This is a genomic window from Colwellia sp. 5_MG-2023, assembly GCF_030547795.1.
Classification (GTDB): Bacteria; Pseudomonadota; Gammaproteobacteria; order Enterobacterales; family Alteromonadaceae; genus Colwellia.
The window spans coordinates 41,147-59,407 of the sequence record NZ_JAUOPW010000024.1 but is presented as its reverse complement, the minus strand read 5'-3'; the positions used below and the strand labels follow the sequence as shown (position 1 = coordinate 59,407).

Annotated in this window: 13 protein-coding genes; 10 read left to right on the top strand and 3 right to left on the bottom strand. The window is 37.7% G+C overall.

Annotation, left to right across the window (positions count from 1 at the left end; genetic code table 11):
• Positions 1–539: 539 nt before the first annotated feature.
• The 6 genes from galU to Q4496_RS14385 all read left to right on the top strand — a co-directional run bounded on the left by galU (position 540) and on the right by Q4496_RS14385 (position 7,245).
• On the top strand, positions 540–1,439 hold the full coding sequence (gene galU / locus Q4496_RS14410) for a UTP--glucose-1-phosphate uridylyltransferase GalU (RefSeq protein WP_215972550.1): 900 nt from the start codon (positions 540–542) through the stop codon (positions 1,437–1,439).
• Positions 1,440–1,558: 119 nt separating this feature from the next.
• Positions 1,559–3,241 (top strand): glucose-6-phosphate isomerase, encoded by a 1,683-nt coding sequence (gene pgi, locus Q4496_RS14405; RefSeq protein ID WP_303610711.1) that lies wholly within the window; start codon positions 1,559–1,561, stop codon positions 3,239–3,241.
• 272 nt (positions 3,242–3,513) lie between these two features.
• Positions 3,514–3,897 carry a response regulator gene (locus tag Q4496_RS14400; RefSeq protein ID WP_215972548.1) on the top strand — a complete coding sequence of 128 codons (384 nt, stop codon included), beginning with the start codon at positions 3,514–3,516 and terminating at the stop codon, positions 3,895–3,897.
• A gap of 136 nt (positions 3,898–4,033) precedes the next feature.
• Positions 4,034–4,579 carry an adenine phosphoribosyltransferase gene (gene apt / locus Q4496_RS14395; protein WP_215972547.1) on the top strand — a complete coding sequence of 182 codons (546 nt, stop codon included), beginning with the start codon at positions 4,034–4,036 and terminating at the stop codon, positions 4,577–4,579.
• 6 nt (positions 4,580–4,585) lie between these two features.
• Positions 4,586–6,811, top strand: a complete 2,226-nt coding sequence (dnaX, locus tag Q4496_RS14390; RefSeq protein WP_303610710.1) for a DNA polymerase III subunit gamma/tau — start codon at positions 4,586–4,588, stop codon at positions 6,809–6,811.
• Between the two features lie 107 nt (positions 6,812–6,918).
• A complete protein-coding gene (locus Q4496_RS14385; protein WP_215972545.1) occupies positions 6,919–7,245 on the top strand; it encodes a YbaB/EbfC family nucleoid-associated protein in 327 nt (108 codons plus the stop codon).
• 946 nt (positions 7,246–8,191) lie between these two features.
• Here Q4496_RS14385 and Q4496_RS14380 read toward each other — a convergent pair.
• Positions 8,192–9,361 carry a hypothetical protein gene (locus Q4496_RS14380; protein WP_303610709.1) on the bottom strand — a complete coding sequence of 390 codons (1,170 nt, stop codon included), beginning with the start codon at positions 9,359–9,361 and terminating at the stop codon, positions 8,192–8,194.
• 449 nt (positions 9,362–9,810) lie between these two features.
• Here Q4496_RS14380 and Q4496_RS14375 point away from each other — a divergent pair, with 449 nt between their 5' ends.
• Both Q4496_RS14375 and Q4496_RS14370 read left to right on the top strand, forming a co-directional pair.
• Positions 9,811–10,845 carry a YHYH protein gene (locus Q4496_RS14375; protein WP_303610708.1) on the top strand — a complete coding sequence of 345 codons (1,035 nt, stop codon included), beginning with the start codon at positions 9,811–9,813 and terminating at the stop codon, positions 10,843–10,845.
• A complete protein-coding gene (locus Q4496_RS14370) occupies positions 10,842–11,156 on the top strand; it encodes a hypothetical protein (RefSeq protein WP_303610707.1) in 315 nt (104 codons plus the stop codon). The genes Q4496_RS14375 and Q4496_RS14370 overlap by 4 nt, the downstream gene beginning before the upstream one ends.
• A 72-nt stretch (positions 11,157–11,228) precedes the next feature.
• Here Q4496_RS14370 and Q4496_RS14365 read toward each other — a convergent pair whose 3' ends face one another.
• Entirely contained in the window at positions 11,229–12,119 is an 891-nt protein-coding gene (locus Q4496_RS14365; protein ID WP_303610706.1) for a DNA-binding response regulator, read from the bottom strand.
• The gene (locus tag Q4496_RS14360; protein ID WP_303610705.1) at positions 12,112–15,480 is read right to left on the bottom strand and encodes an ATP-binding protein; all 3,369 of its coding nucleotides are present in this window, start codon (positions 15,478–15,480) and stop codon (positions 12,112–12,114) included. Before Q4496_RS14360 ends, Q4496_RS14365 begins: the two co-directional genes overlap by 8 nt.
• A 340-nt stretch (positions 15,481–15,820) precedes the next feature.
• Between Q4496_RS14360 and Q4496_RS14355 the strand changes: the two genes are divergently transcribed.
• On the top strand, positions 15,821–16,759 hold the full coding sequence (locus Q4496_RS14355) for a porin (RefSeq protein WP_303610704.1): 939 nt from the start codon (positions 15,821–15,823) through the stop codon (positions 16,757–16,759).
• A gap of 118 nt (positions 16,760–16,877) precedes the next feature.
• Complete coding sequence (urtA, locus tag Q4496_RS14350) at positions 16,878–18,161, top strand: urea ABC transporter substrate-binding protein (RefSeq protein WP_215972538.1); 1,284 nt, start codon at positions 16,878–16,880, stop codon at positions 18,159–18,161.
• Positions 18,162–18,261 lie beyond the last annotated feature (100 nt).

The window sequence follows — 18,261 nt, the reverse complement described above, 5'->3', positions numbered from 1 at the left end:
TTATTACCAATGTTTTGTCCCGCCGTTGGCATGACCAGCCACGTGATCTTGGCCAAGATAAAAGCGATATAAATTAACAAACAGAGGCAGATAGCTTGTGCTATTTTTTTCTGAGGTAATTTGGCGATTAAATTGTTAATAAATATGAAGTTATCGGATAAAACCATTGAGTAAGCCATGAATGTAAAAAGTGATTACAAACAAATTAGATAAATGTCGAACGGTAATGATACTTGACCTAGATGATAGCAACAAGGGATGTAACTTTATTTTACAATTTAATTCGTCGGTTAAAAGGATACGGTAAGAGTCAGTGATTAGGGACTATGCTCTGTTTTTCGGCTTTTTTGCATGATAAATTGTTACATTAACGCTTACTTTAATACTCTCTTGATACTAAGTTTTGACTTAATTACTCAAATCTTAACTAATAACCAGCATAATTGTAAATAAGGTAAGTTACGTATTTACTATTTACATAAGGCAGGTGTAGCATAGGATATAATTTTTTTTGTATTAAATAAAAATGAAGGATTAGAATGAACAAGAAAATAACCAAAGCCGTAATTCCTGTCGCAGGGTTAGGTACACGTATGTTACCTGCGACAAAAGCTATTCCAAAAGAAATGTTGCCTATCGTTGATAAACCATTAATTCAATATATTGTTGATGAATGTGTTGCAGCAGGAATTAAAGAAATAGTATTGGTTACTCACTCATCTAAAAATGCCATTGAAAATCATTTTGATAAATCATTTGAGCTTGAAACAACATTAGAAAAGCGTGTTAAACGTCAATTACTTAAAGAGATTCAAGCGATCTGCCCTAAAGATGTCACTATCTTGCATGTTCGCCAAGGGGAAGCAAAAGGGCTTGGGCACGCGGTATTAAAAGCACGTCCTATTATTGGCGAAGAGCCATTTGTGGTTGTGTTACCTGATGTTATTTTAGATGATGCTTCTGCTAATTTAAAAACAGAGAATTTAGCTGCAATGCTTAACCGTTATAAAGACGTTGGCGGTTATAGTCAAATTATGGTTGAACCTGTACCTATGGAGCAAGTTAGTAGTTATGGTGTGGTTGATTGCGGTGGCGTTGATTTAGCACCTGGTGAATCACAACCTATGACCGCGGTTGTTGAAAAACCTGCAGTTGAAGATGCGCCCTCTAATTTGGCGGTTGTTGGCCGTTATGTGTTATCTGAAAAAATATGGGAATTATTAAGAATTACTCCTCCTGGTGCCGGGGATGAGATTCAATTAACTGATGCCATTGCGATGTTAATGGAAAAAGAAACGGTTGAAGCTTTCCATATGACTGGTAAATCACATGATTGTGGTTCTAAACTAGGTTATATGAAAGCGAATGTTGAATATGCATTACGACATAACGAGTTAGGTGTTGAGTTTACTGATTACTTGAAAAGCTTGTCGTTATAGTTCGCGCTGAAATTATTAAATGCGAAATAGTTATTGATGTCGTTATTGGTTAGATATTTCGACATCAACTCTAGCTTTAATTTTAACGTTAGCTAATTCAGGGAGCACGGTGACGTCATATGGAACTTTTCAATAAAACTATTCAACAAAATGCAGAGCGAGCGAAAAAACGTTCGATTTTTTCATTATTCGACTTACCTATCGACGCTGCACTTGATTCATCAGCTAGTTTGCCAAACCGAGCTGATGAATTTTCAGTGAGTGCGGCTGATCTTTATCTCGATTATGCTAAACAAAACATTACTAAAGCAGAGTTAGAGCAGTTGATTTCCTGGGCTGAAGCCCAAGGGTTAAGACAGAAAATGCAATTAATGTTCAGTGGCGAAAAAATAAATAATACTGAGCAACGAGCTGTTTTACATACCGCATTGCGCGCACCTGAACAGGAAAAGAAGCAAGTTTTAGGTGAAGCAGCTAAGCAGGTAGAAGCGACTGAGCAGCGTATGGCTGAGATTGTTGATGAAGTAGAAAACGGACAACGCTTAAGTGCTAGTGGAGAAAAGTTCACTGATGTATTAGCTATTGGTATTGGTGGCTCTTATTATGGTATTAAAGTTGGTTTAAGTGCTTTGCAGCCTTATCACTGTACTGGTTTAAAGGTTCATGTTATCGCTAATGTTGATGGCAGTGCTGTTACTGAAAAACTTAGCTCTCTCAATGCTGCGACAACGCTCGTTGTTATTATTTCTAAAACCTTTACCACACAAGAAACCTTGTTAAATGCGAAAGCGATTAAAACCTGGATGCTAACGCAACTAGGTGATGATAGTGCAATTGCAAAACAATGGTTTGCAATAAGTAGTAATGTTGAAAAAGCCCAAGCGTTTGGTTTAGAGTCTAGCCATGTACTGCCTATGTGGGATTGGGTTGGTGGACGATTCTCTGTTTGGTCTGCGGTTGGCTTACCTTTAGCGTTAGCTATTGGTATTGAGCACTTTAATGCCTTTAAAGAAGGAGCTTATCAAATGGATAAGCATTTTCAAGAAAGTGACTTCTGTGAAAATATGCCGGTACTAATGGCATTACTGGGTTTATGGAATCGTAATGGCTTGGATTATCCAAGTTTAGCGGTTTTACCCTATGATCATGCGTTAAGAGCCTTACCTGGATATTTGCAACAGACTGATATGGAAAGTAACGGTAAATCAGTTTCTAACCAAGGAGAAAAGCTGACTTGGAAAACGGCACCTATAGTTTTTGGACAGGAAGGGACTAATGGGCAACATGCGTTTATGCAATTGATGCATCAAAGTGATGAAATTATCCCGACAGACTTTATTGTTGCTTTACAAGGCACAAGTTTGTTAGAGGAACATCATAAAGTGCTCGTTGCTAACTGTTTTGCACAAAGCGAAGCATTAATGCAAGGTAAAAATATCGAGCAAGTAAAAGCTGAGTTAGCTAATAATGGTATGAATGAAGCAGAAATTACTGCTTTAGCACCACATAAAACCATGAAAGGAAATACACCGAGTAGTACTTTGTTAATGAAGTCATTAACCCCAAAATGTTTTGGTGCGATACTCGCTTTGTATGAGCATAAAATTTTTGTACAAGGGATGTTATGGCAAGTGAATTCTTATGACCAATGGGGTGTTGAATTAGGAAAACAATTAAGTAAGCGGGTACTCACTTACATGGGAGGTGGAGTTGAAGTTGAGAACGTAGAGGAGGGCATAGATAATAGTATGTCATCATCAAGTCTTAAGTTAATCACACTTTTTCTAGATAAAAATAAATAAACACGATAAGTAGCTTGCTCTTTGTAAACCAGTAAGAGGGCTATAGAGCCGAGTAAACATGGCTCTAATTAAACCAACATAACGTTTAATATAACCCAAAATAAATAAAACAACATCTTGTAACCGAATAGTTACACTAGAATAAAACTGTCATAATACTAGGCTTTGTTATTATCTTTATTTAAGGTAAAATACGCTTTGTGAAAGGAAGCTATATCTTTGTAGCGTAGTCCGAAATAATGACTAATTGATATATAGGCGTGAAGTTTTTTATGAATATTTTAGTAGTCGATGACAACAAAAGTGTACGAGAAAATATTAGTAAACTATTAACATCAGTTGGGTACACTATTACTACCGCAGTTAACGGTCTAGATGGCTTTGAAAAAGCGCAAAAAGAATCATTTCATCTTTATATTATTGATCACCTTATGCCATTAATGAATGGGGCTAACTTAACTAAAAATCTTAAGCAAACACCTTTTTGTGCATCAACACCTGTTTTGTTTATGACCACACAAAATAAGCAAAGTGTGGAAAGCCTACCTGAGTTTACTTTATTTAATGATGTTATTACTAAACCTTTAAATGAAACTAAATTTATCTCAACGGTAAAGTGTTTACTGGGGAACGTTCGCACCCAAATAGCATTGTAATAATGCTCGATTGAAGCTGCGATAGCGTTTTAATAGTGTGATAAATAATGGTGTAAACAATATCATCACTATAAATATTGCCTGAATTGTTTTATTCTTTGTCATTATTAAATTTTTACTTGGTATAAGAACAGTAATGACTGAACAACAATTAGCACAATTAAAATCTGCTATCAAAGCAATCCCTGATTACCCTGTGGAAGGTGTTTTATTCCGCGACGTTACTAGTTTACTAGAAAATGCAGAAGCCTTTGCATTAACCATAGATCTACTCACTGAAAAATATAAAGACCAAGGATTTACCAAGGTTGTTGGCACTGAGGCTAGAGGGTTCTTATTTGGTGCGCCTTTAGCGCTAGCACTAGGTGTAGGTTTTATTCCTGTTCGTAAACCTGGCAAGCTTCCAAGACAAACCTTTGCTCAAGCTTATCAACTTGAATATGGTGAAGATGTCTTAGAAATTCATCGTGATGCGTTAAGTGTCGACGATAAAGTATTAATTATTGATGACTTACTTGCCACCGGTGGCACTATAGAGGCGACCACGAAATTAATACGTCGCATTGGTGCTGAAGTGAAAGATGCAGGTTTTGTTATTTCTTTACCTGACTTAGGAGGTGAAAAACGATTGGCAGCAATCGGCCTTACTACGTCATCTCTTGTGCAATATGCTGGTGAATAAAATTATATGAGTTATCAAGTTTTAGCAAGAAAATGGCGTCCTAAGTGTTTTGAGGAGCTTGTAGGGCAAGAACATGTAGTGACTGTACTTGTTAATGCTTTACTGCAACAACGTTTACATCATGCGTATTTATTTACGGGAACACGAGGTGTAGGTAAAACCACAATTGCCAGAATTTTTGCTAAAAGCTTGAACTGTGAAACGGGTATTACAGCAACGCCATGTGGAAAATGTGATACCTGTTTGGAAATAGATCAAGGTAGATTTGTTGATTTACTTGAAATTGATGCTGCCTCGAAAACCAAAGTAGATGACACTAGAGAAATTCTAGATAACGTACAATATGCACCAACACGTGGCCGTTATAAAGTTTACCTTATTGATGAAGTGCATATGCTGTCGCGTAATAGCTTTAATGCGCTATTAAAAACGTTGGAAGAGCCACCTGAGCATGTCAAGTTTATTCTTGCGACTACCGATCCGCAAAAATTACCGGTTACAGTGCTATCGCGTTGTTTACAGTTTCATTTAAAAGCACTTACCGTTAAACAAATTGAAGGTAAACTTACCGAAATCTTAGGTTATGAAAATGTTACTCATGCTAGTGGTACCTTAACCTTATTGGCTAAAGCAGCTCGTGGCAGCATGCGCGATTCTTTAAGTTTAACTGATCAAGCAATAGCACAAGGGCAGGGCAATATAACCTTGCCTAATATTCAAGAAATGTTAGGTGGTTTAGATCAAAACTGGGTGTATAAAATTGTTATCGCGTTATTAAAACAAGACGGGGTAAGTTTAATGGCATTATCCCAAGAAATAGCAAGTTATGCGCCTAGCTATAGCCGTTTATATGCTGAGCTTATACAGCTTTTTCATCAAATAGCGATATTACAAATTGTTGACCAACATTTTGATTTACCTGCTGAGCACGCACAATTACTGAAAAAGTTTAGCCAGGCAATGTCAGCCGAAGATGTGCAACTTTTTTATCAAATTTGTGTGAATGGCCGTAAAGATTTGCCTTATGCATCAGATGAACAAGCAGCGTTTGATATGACATTATTGCGTTTATTTGCGTTTAAACCTATGCAAAAGTCGTCGTTACAGCCAATAGAAGCGAGTTCGCTTAACCAAACTGCTCCTTTATCTGATATTAAATATTTAGACGACGTGCTTACGGAAACACCATCAAATGATGAACAAGCTTTAGCGCAACAAATGCATGAAATAGAGCAGCAGGCCGTTGATATTCAGCAAGCTGGGACAGTACCATTCTCGCAGCAAGCAAATGAAGTGATTACTGAACCAATGCAAGCTGAAGTACCACCTGTTGCGGTAGCTAATGTTGTTGAAAATAATAGCTATGTTCCGCAAGATGATATGTCACAAGGTTTAGCCACGCAAAATTTTGTTCCACAAAGTATTGAAGAAGGAATAGTGCCAACACCAGAGAGTCATATTCCTGTGCAAGTACATGAACAAGAAAACCAATATCAGGAACCCGTGGTTCAAGCACAAACTCTCAATGAACAACCTATGCACGTAGATCCTGTGAACACAGCAACTGCGCCAAAAAAAACAGCTGATACACCAGTATTTGATAGTCCGGTAAGTTCAGTGTTAGCGACTCGTAATATGCTACGAAGCCGCAAAAAGCAATTGGATAAGCAAGGAAAAAAGTCTGATGGCGCCATAGCGCGTCAAGTTGATACCGACAATAATACAGACTTAGACAGTGCTGATTCAACTAATACAGCCATTAAAACGGATATTGAAAAAGTAGCGCTCCCGAAACCAGCACAACCTTACCAAGCGGAAAGTATTGATCCTTCAACTATTCGCAAAGCGAATCAAGTTGATCAATGGGCGCATATGATTGACTCCATGGAGCTTACAGCCCGATTAAGGCAGTTAGCAATTCATGCGACTATTGATGAGAATTCGACAGATAACAATTTAATTTTATGTTTAAATCAAGCGACAAAACATTTATACACTGATATTGCACAGCAGCAACTACAGCAAAGTATCAGTCAGTTTTTATCACGTGATATACAAGTGACTATTAATATTGTAGAGCAAACAGTCGCAGATCCTTATCAAATTCAATCACATATAAATGATAAACGTTATGATTATGCAAAAGATTTACTAAAAAAAGATGAAGTGGTACAAGGCTTAGTGCAACACTTTCAAGCGACCTTGGATGAAGGTAGTATTACGCCAATTTGATTTTTTTGTTAATAACACCTTTTAAAATGTTGCTTTGCCACCATATTGGTATAATACGAGTAACAAATATTTTTAACCATTTTTAAAATAACTTATCGGAGATAGTAATGATGAAAGGCGGTATGGGCAATTTGATGAAGCAAGCCCAACAAATGCAAGAAAAAATGCAAAAGGCTCAAGAAGAACTTGCAAGAATGGAAGTGGTAGGTGAGTCTGGTGCAGGTATGGTTAAAGTGACTATGACTGGTAGCCATAGTGTACGTAAAGTTGAGCTTGATGATAGCTTAATGGAAGATGACAAAGATCTTATTGAAGATCTACTTGCTGCTGCAGTAAATGATGCTGTGCGTCGTGTAGAAGAACAAAATAAAGAAAAAATGGGCGCATTAACTGGCGGTATGCAATTACCACCAGGGATGAAAATGCCGTTTTAGGTTTATGGTATGAGGCGCTATATTTTTATATAAAACCCATAATAAGCTTATAAAAAAACCGACTTTTATGTCGGTTTTTTCTTCTTCAAATATCGCACCAAGAATAAATTGATTTTCATCACCGTAGGGGCGAATTTATTCGCCCGATAAAGAAAGTGCCCTACAAACGCCCTGAAAATCATCATTGTAGGGGCGAATTTATTCGCCTATTAATGAGGTATAACATAATACAGCGTTATCGGTGTGTATTGTGTTCAGGCGACTGAAGTCGCCCCTACAAACGCCCTTACAAAAGCCCTTACAGCAAATAACATATGAACAAGTTGAATATTATCATTGTAGGGGCGAATTTATTCGCCTATTAATGAGGTATAACATAATACAGCGTTACCGGCGTGTATTGTGTTCAGGCGACTGAAGTCGCCCCTACAAACGCCTCTACAGCAAATAACAAATGAACAATTTGAATATCATCATTGTAGGGGCGAATTTATTCGCCTATTAATGAGGTATAACATAATACAGTGTTATTGGTGTGTATTGTGTTCAGGCGACTGAAGTCGCCCCTACAAAAGGATTGATTATTATCACCGTAGGGGCGAATTTATTCGCCAAATAATGGGATATAACAGAATGCAGATGTTATTGGTGTGTATTGTGTTCAGGCGACTGAAGTCGCCCCTACAAACGCCCTTACAAACGTCTCTACAGCAAATAACATATGAACAATTTGAATATCATCATTGTAGGGGCGAATTTATTCGCCCATTAATGAGGTATAACATAATACGGTGTTATTGGCGTTTATTGTAAATAGGCGACTGAAGTCGCCCCTACAAACGCCCTTACAAAAGTCTCTACAGCAAATAACAAATGAACAATTTGAAAATCCTCACCGTAGGGGCGAATTTATTCGCCTTTTACATCATAACTTTATGCAGAAAGGTTAAATCGCTTCTAATGATAGCTCGAGCATGGTGCGAATTTGCTGCACTATTTTCGCTTCAATCTCTGGTTCAAATTGTTGAATTCTAGGCGTATGTATATGACCTGTTGGGATATTGGAGTTGAGTTGATCTCTTAATCTTATACTACGATATGAAATTTCATTTGACAAATAACCACCACCTGAGCCGTTAACCGCGATATGACCATTAAGTTGTGACAGGGTATGAGGCTCAATATCTTTTGGCTTGAGTGACTCATCGATACTGGTGACTTTATGATTATCAATGACTTTATAAGGGCCTTTAGCAAGCTGCATTTGCTTTATAGGAAGGCTAAAAAGCACAAATTCTTCACCAGGTAATGGTTTATTATGAAGTTTGGAAATGATGGGGGCTTCTTTAGTACCGCCGGAAAGAATATTTAAATTATCGGGTGCTGTTACACTTCGGCGTTTGCCAGGAAAACGCTCTAAATCAAATTCTTTACGCCCCATACTCACGGTTACAATCATATCTACATTATTTAGTGCGTAATAGGGCGCAAGCAATGATTCGATGAGCCCTTCATCAAAATCTTTATAGCGAACAGGGATCATAACGGTGTTAATTTCAGCTGTAATACCTTGATAGGTTATTACTTGGCCATCAAGTTTTAAAGCAGCAATACCTGAAGGGTTACTTTGGTTAATATTTTTATCAAGTAAGAATGGGTCGAACCCGGTTAATAATATTTTTTTATGGGTGTCTTGCGTATACTCAAGATCCATTTGGCCTCTAGAGCCTTGTTCAAACAAAGTTAATAAGGCCTGTGTTTGCTGCTTAGAAAGCTCAAATGATGGCGAAGTTGAGCGAATCACTTTACTGGCAAAAAGTCGAGCCCAATATAAAGGACGATCGTCGAGTGTCGTTGCTGATTGTACTTTACTTTTCGCGTCTAACCAGAGCTGTTGAGCATGTAATACTATGATATTCTTGGCATCTTGATAATTATCAGCTGCTTGCCATGCGTGTTTAAAATCATCAATATTAGTGGTAAAAGTCTTCATTACCTCGGGCATTTTAATTGTTGCATTTTCAATACGTAATTCTTCAACTGTTAATTGTTTTGCATAAGTGGCGTTACTTAGCAGTAAGGCCGTTATGGTTAGTAATATTTTCTTTTTAAACATAATATTCCTATTGTGACATGATGACTTTTAAAAATGGCAGCTGACGAATTAGGATAGCTGGCTGATTATGACAGTTAGCATAGTAACTTTATCGCGTAGCAGCTTAACGCGAGCAGTACCTTAAAAATTCAGGAGTAATTACTTTCTAAATGCTGCCACTATTGTTCGCTAATACTATAAAGTAAAAATAAACATTAGTCTTATAACAATAAACAAATGTATAGGTAGTGAGCAGATAGGGGGATTTTGATTGCAGTGCTGTCAATGATTTATAAGTAAGATAAAAGCATAATGTTACGGGCATAAATATTACTACAGGCCAATTGTGGTGCTATACAAAGCATAGTTCGTTAATAAAAAAATAGTTAATTTTATTATTTTTCTTGTTTTGCATATTCTTTGCACAATCATTAGATATCATTATTTAAACAAATAATGAGAGCGTCCTTATGCGTAAAATTTATATCCCCCAATCTTTTGCAAAAAAAGCAGTTACCTTGTGTGTTCCTGTCGTTAGTAGTTTATTGCTTTTTAGCTGCGGTAGTAGTGATTCACAAAATGAAACTGAAGAATTAACGCAAGTTGTTGTTGAAGATGATAATGAGTCAGGCAATTATTTAGTTGATACTACCAGATTTGAAGCCTCGTTAACTGAATCGGTAACCGAAGTCGCTTGTACGTTATCAAACGGTGAGGAATCGACTTGTTACTCTATTACGGTGAGTGGCTTTCCTTCAGATAGAACGGTGCTAGGGCCATTTTGTCCAAAAACGACTTCCACTGAAGCAGCCGATGCTGGCAAATGGTTTGATGATGGTGTGTTATATGATCTTACTGGCGAGTTTATTACTAATTTAGATACCTTTTACGGTGATAGTACTTGGCAGTTATACAATGAAGCCACCGGTGAAGTTAACATTACCGATACACAAATTGCATGCGAAGCGGCAGCAAGACCAGATGTCGCTGAAGAATATAATAACTTTTGTGTGCAATGTGAAATTAGTTATTACAGCGGTGATGATGGTGAAGGTATTTCGTCGACCTTTTTAATTCCAACAACACCTGTGCCACGAGATAGTCCTGCGTCAGTTGGTCGAGATAGCATTGGTGTGGCATTTAATGGCGTAACCTTGGATGCTGCTGCGCCGACGGAAGCTATTTTGGGGGCTTATACTATTGCTGCATTTGACGATTGCGTTGGTCATGTAAATCCATTTGCGGGTTACCATTACCATGGTGCTAATCATGGTGAAGGCTCTTGCCCTGCGGTTGCCTTTGAAGCTGACGGTCATGGTGGTGCTTTTGGTTATGCACTTGATGGTTACGCAATCCATACAATGTTAGATGAAAATAATGAAGAAGAGAGTGATTTAGACTCTTGTCGCGGACATAGCGATGATGTTCGTGGTTATCATTATCACGCTGCCGGTCCTGGAGAAAACTTATTTATTGGTTGTTTCAACGGGGAGACAGCACTGTGATCAAATTGATTAACTTATGTCTAAGCCTGTTTATTATTACGTTATGTAGCAGCAAGCTTGCAAATGCTCATGACTCTCATACTCATACGGCACCTTGGCAGGCCTGTGAAAATATGCACAAAACAGAACAATGTTCTTATACTAATGGTGATGGTGACTTGTTTAAAGGTACATGTCAGTTATTTAATGAAGTTCTTATGTGTGTTAGAAATCAACCAATTATTCATGTTGAGGATCTAGCCAAAGACGCACAAAGTACAAATAAAAAAACACATCACCATGAAACGTTAAGTGATAACGGAGTTCATTAACTGTCGATTTAGCTATCGATTTAACTATCGATTTAACTATCGATTTAGTGAAGATGTTAGTCGTTGGAGTATTTATTCTGCTTCTAGAATACGAATAGATATTGCTGCTGCAGATGTGCGGTTTTCAACGCCTAATTTCTTATAAATTTGCTCTAGGTGTTTGTTTACTGTCCTAGGGCTCATTGTTAAAATTTGAGATATTTCCCAGCTAGTTTTACCGTAAGAAACCCAATATAAAACTTCAGATTCACGTTTAGTAACAGGGAGTGCTTGTTGTAAATCGACGGGGGACTTATCTTGTTTGGTTTTAACTATACTTAATAAGTGCATATCTTCCTGTTGACGTTCATAAAAAATAGTTACCGCTTCACTAAAATCTTTGATAACTAAGTTTTTTTGATGATCACTAGATAACCATGCTTCAATTATAGGGGCTAATGTTGCCCACGGGCTGTTATCAATAGTTGATATTTGATCAATAAACTCATGAACATAGGGAGTAGCCCAAGATAATCTACCTTGTTTACTCACACAAAAAACATTTTTACCTGCATGATCTAAAGCGTTTTGCGCGCTTAATGCTTGTTTTGCTGTTTGTACATGTGTTTTTATGCGGGCAATTACTTCGTCGGGAGATATCGGCTTAGTCACATAATCAATACCGCCAGCTTCAAACCCTTTAACAACATCTTCAATATCTGTAAGGCCAGTCATAAAAATAATAGGTGTATGAGGCAGTAATTTTTTTAGCCTTTTACAGGTTTCGAAACCATCCATTTCGGGCATTACCGCATCTAATAGAATAACGTCGGGCTCTACTTTATCAATAATAGCTAATGCCTGAACACCGTTTAATGCCACTAACGCGGTATAGCCCTGGGTATTTAAGGCAGCATTTAGCATACCTAACGATTCAGGTGAATCATCAACTACCAGAACAATATCGCTAATTTTACTACTCATGTTTTAACTCATTTAAATATTGAATAATTGCAGGGAAATTACACAGCTCAATATACTCTTTTAATTGTATGTCGACCACGGCAGGTAAATAATAGTGTTTTTTTAATTCTAACAGCTTTTCTTTAAAGCCTGATAAATATCCAATTTCGGCCATAGCGATTAATGCTTGATACTCTGACTCTTTTGCTAAAGGCTTAGTGCCATATTTAACATTTTCAGTCGATTTATCAGTTGGCTGTATATCTTGGTATTGCCAATTTAACTCTAAAAAGGTACCTATTTTTCCTAATAAGGTATCAAGGTTTACTGGTTTGGCAATGTAATCATTGTGGTAACCTTCAGCCTGTAAGTTGAACTCGGCGTCCCTGGCATTAGCTGATACCATAATAATTGGCATTAAATACCTGCTTTCGCGTAACTGTTTTAACATTGCCCAGCCATTCATTACTGGCATTTGCACATCAAGTAAAATTAAATCAATATGATTTTTTTCCAGTATATCAAAACCTTCATTGGCATCTGCAACACTAAAAAAGGTAAAGCCTAAAGGAGATAGTAAATCGTGCATTAAACGTCGTTGATTTTCATCGTCATCAACTACTAAAATATGTTGTCGGCTGCCATCATAGCCAATAGCCTTGGTTTTAGCATATTCAGGTTCACTTTGTTTTCGACTAATTGATGATAGCATTAAGCGAAATGTGAAGGTTGAGCCTTGACCTAAAGTGCTCGCTAAGGTTATTTCCCCGCCCATTAACTCCGCAAGTGAGCGGGAAATGGTTAAGCCTAATCCTGTACCGCCAACGGCTTGTGAATGAGAATTTCGTACCTGCTCAAACGGCTTGAATATCAACTCTTGGTTCTCTTGAGAGATACCTGCGCCGGTGTCAGTGATACTAAAACTGGCTACTTGGCTACGATAACTCACTTCAAATATTATTGAACCTTGGGCGGTATACTTAATGGCATTAGAAATTAAATTAATCAGAATTTGGCGAAAACGTTGTTTATCTGCTGCAACATAATCAGGTACAGACTCTTGGGTAATGTAATGAAATTTGATGCCTTTTTGGTTTGCTTGCATTTGAAACATATCAACTAATTGTTGCAAAATAGCCTTCAAGTTAAATTCATCTCGTTGCAGAGTGACTCGACCCGCTTCAATTTTAGATATCTCTAATAATCCTTCAATTAAATCCGCTAAATGCTCCCCATTACGCTTTACAATCGCTAATGTTTCACGCTGCCTTGCAGGAAGCTCTTGATCTTGACTTAATAATTGTGCATAACCTAATAATACATTTAATGGCGTTCTTAATTCATGGCTTAAGCCAGCAAGATAACGACTTTTAGCATTGTTGGCGGCTTCAGCTATTTCTTTGGCGTCTTGCAGTGCTAATGCTGTTTTTTCATGGGCGTTCGATTCGTCAGCTAATGCTTTGGTTTGCGAGCGTAATTCTCGCATCGCTAAAACATTACTGCTACGGGCTAATATAAATAGCCAACTGACTACGCCGATAATAATAACGAGCACAAAAAATATTTTAATCAGGGTATTGGCAAAAACAGCTCTAATTTCATTATTTTCCATTGGCAGTTGGACATAAATAAGAAAAATAATAGCTGCGCCAATACAACTCAGGGCAATGGTGACGGCAATAAAGTGTACTAATGGAGTCGACAGTTTACTTAATAAGGCATCACTAAAAAAACGCTTAAATAAACGATAAGACTGTTTAGATAATGTTGCTTCTGTGCGGCATTGGTCGCCACAGCGTACATCTAAAGAGCAACATAAAGAACAAATGGCTTTGCCGTAGGCAGGACAAAAGGTCATGTCTTCTTGATCAAAACTATTTTCACAAATATGGCATTGGGTAATACTGGTTATTTCGTCTCTGTTCTCATCAATTAAATAGAACTTACCTTTAGTTAACCAGCCTATCAATGGCACTGTGATAAAGGGTAAGCCACAAGCAATAAACGAAGCGAGTGCTTTTACTGTTTCACCATACCAGCCAAAATGTGCAGTAAAACCAACTACCGACGCTATTAACATTGAACCAACGCCAACAGGATTAATGTCGTATAAATGTGAGCGTTTAAATTCGATATGTTTGGGGCTTATGCCTAAAGGTTTATTAATAACTAAGTCTGCTACCACAGAATTGAGCCAAGCCAAGACTAATACTGAATACACTGACAGCATACTTTCAATGGTTTGGTAAATGCCTAACTCCATCAGTAATAAGGCAATAGCAACATTAAAAACCATCCATACAACACGACCAGGGTGGTTATGTGTAACACGGGAGAAAAAATTAGACCAAGCTAAGGAGCCTGCATAAGCATTAGCGACATTAATTTTTAATTGTGAAATGATGACAAAAGAACAAGAAAACAGAATAACTAAATCTACATTATCAAAAACATAACCAAAGGCTAGTTGATACATGTGAGCAGGGTCACTAGCCACATCAGCGGGAATACCTTGTTGTAAAGCAAGATAAGCCAAAAATGAACCAAGTAATAATTTTAAGGCACCAAATATAATCCAGCCAGGCCCCGCGGCAATAAGTGCGCACCACCAGCGCCAAGCATTCTTTTTAGGTTTTTCAGGCAAAAAACGTAAAAAATCGACTTGTTCACCAATTTGCGCAACTAAGGCAAGTAATACTGCTGAGGCGGCACCAAAAAGTAAAATATCAAAAGATCCGCCTTGCTCTCCCGCTAGCCCGTTAAAGTTAAACCAGCCTTGCAGTTGGCTATCTTCATGGCTGAAGACAAAATACAAAGGCAAGCATTGCAGAACAACCCATAATGGCTGAGTCCATACTTGAAAGCGACTGATATAGGCAATGCCATGTGTGACTAATGGAATGACCACTACTGCACTGATGATATAGCCAATACTGAGGGGAATGCCAAGTGAAATTTTTAGTGCCATTGCCATTACGGCGGCTTCGAGAGCAAAAAATATAAACGTAAAGGACGCATAAATTAAGGAAGCGATGGTTGAACCAATATAACCAAACCCCGCACCTCGACTGAGTAAGTCAATATCGACACCATATTTAGCGGCATAATAGCTGATCGGTAAACCGGTAAAGAAAATAACCAATACGACCGCTAGAATAGCCCATACAGAGTTGGTAAAACCATAGTTCAGTGTGATCGCGCCTCCAATAGCTTCTAAAACCAGAAAAGAAACAATACCAAGTGCGGTGATAGCAATTCTACTGAGTGACCATCGTCTTGCTCGCCTTGCGGTAAAGCGCAAAGCAAAATCTTCCATCATCTCGTTAGCAACAAGCTTATTGTAGATTCTTCGCGTTGGTAATATTTTTTGATTCGACTGCATATAAAAATAACTTACTCATATGGTTGGTTTACATAAAACCGTTTTTATTTTGCTATGCCCAATTAAAGCAGCTCAAGGAAAATAGTGAAAAATAAGCTTTAAGGTTAACAGATCAACGTAAAAAATCGTATCTACAGTTTTATACGCGAGCGCCATCATACATAAATGCACTAAAAAAAATATGCGTAGTTATGCGTAGTCCTTTGCGCGCTTTTGCGAATATTAGTCCTTGACGATAACCGACATACTAAACCCAGTTCAAGATATACATGAGTTGAGAGTTATCAACTAAAAAGATAACCAAAACACGTTTATTCATTTTTTAACATGGAAACTTAGCATGAAATTATTTACTAAATTAACACCCGTAGCTGCGATATTACTACTTTCATTTGGCGCGACATCAGTGCAAGCAGAAGAGAAAAAAGATCCATTAAGCATCAGTGGTTTCATTGATATGTCTTATTACGCTACTGATACAGATGGTGGCGAGTCAACGCATGATGCTGGCCTTGATCAAGTAGAAATTAATGTTGGTTATGATTTTGGCAACAAGTTAACCGCTAATGTTGATATTGAATATCAAAATGCTGATGAAGGTGTCGATCTTGAGCAGGCATTTATTACTTACGCGTTAACCGATAACTTTAGTGTTAAAGCCGGTCGTTTTTTAAGTTACTCAGGTTGGGAAACAGAAGAGCCTACTGGATTATTTCAATATTCTGGTACTGGCTATGCCAAATACTTTTATGGTTATTATCAACAAGGTGTTTCTGGGCTTTATAGTGGCGATAAATTTGCTGTAGCTGTGTCGGTTGTAAATGATTTAGCTGGTCCACAATCAACAGATTCAGAACATCCAGGTATTGAAACTATGTTGGCGTTAATGCCAACAGATGAAATTACCATTAAAGGTTTTTATTCAAAAGATGGCGATGTTGAATTAATTAACACCTGGGCCAGCTATTCAAAAGACGCATTAACTTTGGCTGTGGAATATAACACTGCTGAAGACAGTGCATTTGAAGGCAGTGACGCAAGTGGTTATTTAGTGATGGCTAACTATGCCATAACTGAGAAAGTTGGCTTAACACTGCGTTACAACGACTGGGAAATTGAAGACGAGAGTGGCGCAATGTTTGAAGACGCAACAGGTATCACTATTTCACCAAGCTACGTAGTAAATGACAACTTATTAATGGTGTTTGAATACCGTATGGATGAAGTGAACGATGTTGATGTGAACTCATTCGCTGTTGAAGCACTGATTACTTTTTAGTAAATGCTTAAGACAAAGAGCGAAGTAATCGCTCTTTAGAAAACTTTCCACGTTAATGCGTACCGATATTTTTAGTACGCCTTATTCGAAATGAAAAACAAAAATAAAGGATAACAAGATGAAATTTAAAAAGCTGATTTTAGCCAGTTCAATTATAGCGAGTAGTTTAGTTGCGCAAGTGACTATGGCTGCAGATACCATCAAAGTGGGTGTATTACATTCACTTTCAGGCACTATGGCTATTTCTGAAACAACATTAAAAGATACCGTTTTAATGATGATTGAAGAGCAAAACAAAGCCGGCGGTTTATTAGGTAAAAAACTAGAAGCTGTTGTGGTTGATCCTGCTTCTAACTGGCCATTGTTTGCGGAGAAATCACGTGAATTATTAGCGAAAGACAAAGTTGATGTTATTTTTGGTTGTTGGACGTCAGTTTCTCGTAAGTCGGCATTACCAGTACTTGAAGAGTTAAACGGTTTGTTATTTTACCCAGTGCAATATGAAGGTGAAGAATCATCTAAAAATGTTTTCTATACCGGTGCTGCGCCGAATCAACAAGCGATTCCTGCAGTTGAGTATTTAATGGATGAAATTGGTGCGACACGTTGGGTGTTAGCAGGTACTGATTATGTTTACCCACGTACAACAAATAAAATTTTAGCAGCATATTTAAAGTCTAAAGGGGTTAAAGACGAAGATATTATGATCAGCTATACACCATTTGGTCATTCTGATTGGCAAGGTATTGTGTCAGATATTAAAAAGTTTGGCTCTGAAGGTAAAAAAACAGCGGTTGTTTCAACGATTAATGGTGATGCAAATATTCCTTTCTATAAAGAGCTAGGTAACCAAGGTATTTCTGCGGAAGATATTCCTGTTGTTGCTTTCTCTGTTGGTGAAGAAGAGCTTTCTGGTTTTGATGCTAAACCACTTGTTGGTCACTTAGCTGCTTGGAATTACTTCCAAAGTGTTGAAACTGATGAAAATGAAGAATTTATTGCTAACTGGAAAAAATATATTGGTGATGACAAACGTGTCACTAATGACCCGATGGAAGCGACTTACATCGGTTTTAAAATGTGGGCAAAAGCAGTAGAGAAAGTTGGTACTACAGATGTTGATGCTGTTGAACAAGGTCTTATTGGTATTGCTGTACCTAATTTAACAGGTGGTATTGCGGTAATGAATGCGAACCATCATTTATCTAAGCCGGTACTTATTGGCGAAATTCAAGAAGACGGTCAGTTTGAAGTGGTTTCAGAAACACCGGGTACTGTTATTGGTGATGCATGGTCAGACTTTTTACCAAGTTCAAAAAACTTGATTTCAGATTGGACAGCGCCAGTAAAATGCGGGAATTTTGATGTAACAACCGCTAAATGTTCAGGACAAAGTTTCTAAGCTCCGTTGAACCTTACTCAGCTACCTCCTCTTTTGGTAGCTGGGTTTTTTTATTCTATTAAGAGCGATAAGCCGCTGGCACATTTTATACTCAAAGCAC